This window comes from Streptococcus sp. DD10 (assembly GCF_001578805.1).
Classification (GTDB): domain Bacteria; phylum Bacillota; class Bacilli; order Lactobacillales; family Streptococcaceae; genus Streptococcus.
Window position 1 is genome coordinate 616,670 of the sequence record NZ_KQ969157.1, and the last position, 1,221, is coordinate 617,890.

The 1,221-nt window shown below is 37.7% G+C and carries 1 protein-coding gene; it reads right to left on the reverse strand.

Translation table 11 applies throughout. The features are described 5' to 3' along the window. Positions 1-75 precede the first annotated feature (75 nt). Positions 76-1,221, reverse strand: a 1,146-nt coding sequence (gene brnQ / locus STRDD10_RS02760) for a branched-chain amino acid transport system II carrier protein (RefSeq protein WP_067192912.1), incomplete at its 5' end; no start/stop codon positions are given.

The window sequence follows — 1,221 nt, forward strand, 5'->3', positions numbered from 1 at the left end:
AGCTCACTGCAATACTGAGTTAAATCCTTTGGATACATTTTTAAAGTGTAATATACCTTAGATATGATGATTATTTTACAGTCTATCAACTTGTTTATCAGGTAAGATAAGAGAGAGAACCATACCGATTAAAGCTGGAACCAGCCATGGAAGTGACAAAGAAGCAAAAGGAAGTAATTTCACCCCATTCGCAAGCAAAGGAAAATCAATATGATCCACCACTACCATTGCAATGGACACAAGCGTTACAAATAAAATCGTTAAACGCATACCAGTCTTTGATAAGGCAAACACCTTATTTAAAATAACCAACAATACAATCGTAATGGTTATCGGATAGAGAATCATCAGAACTGGTAGTGAATAGTTTATAATTGTACTCAAGCCAAGGTTCGCAATACTAAAACCAATTAAAGTAAAGAGAATGCTGTAAGTTTTATAGCTAATCTGTGGAAATCGTTTATGGAAAAATTCCCCTGTTGAGACAATTAAGCCTGCAGTCGTTGTAAAACAAGTTACTGTCACCATTGCTGCAAGGAAAATCTGAGAACCAGACCCAAAAATAGCTTGAGTAGCTTGAGACAAGACATAAACCCCCTTATGAGTATCTGATGTCATAACCTCGGTCGGAATTGGAAAATGATTTCCAAGATAACCCAGCCCAACATAAAGGATGCTAAATGCTAACGTAACTACCAGTCCTACTAACCATATCGTACGTACGTATTCTTTTTTATTAGCAAAGCCTAACTGATTTAAAGTTGTCACAGCAATCACACTAAAAGCAACCGCTGCTAAGGCATCTAACGTATTGTATCCCTCTAGGAAACCTTGTCCAAAAGCTGACTGTGCATAGGCTTCGCTAGCAATTTGAGGAGCATGATTGCTATACTTCATCGCCCCTAAGATAATCAAAACAATGATTAAAATGACAAAGACAGGAGTTAAAATTCGCCCAATTCGATCTAGAATTTTTGAAGGATTTAAAGCAATCAAAAAAGCCGCTAAAAAATAGATACTTGTAAAAATCAGTAACCCTATACTGCCAACTCCAGTGGGAAGCATCGGAGCAATCCCTACTTCATAGGCCGTCGTCGCAGTCCGTGGAATAGCAAAAAAGGGACCAATCGACAAATAAAGTAGAACTAAATAAAGGGTCGAAAACCATGGAGCAATTTTTTTAGAAATCTCATCCTCGTACCCTTTTGGATTGAGGGTACC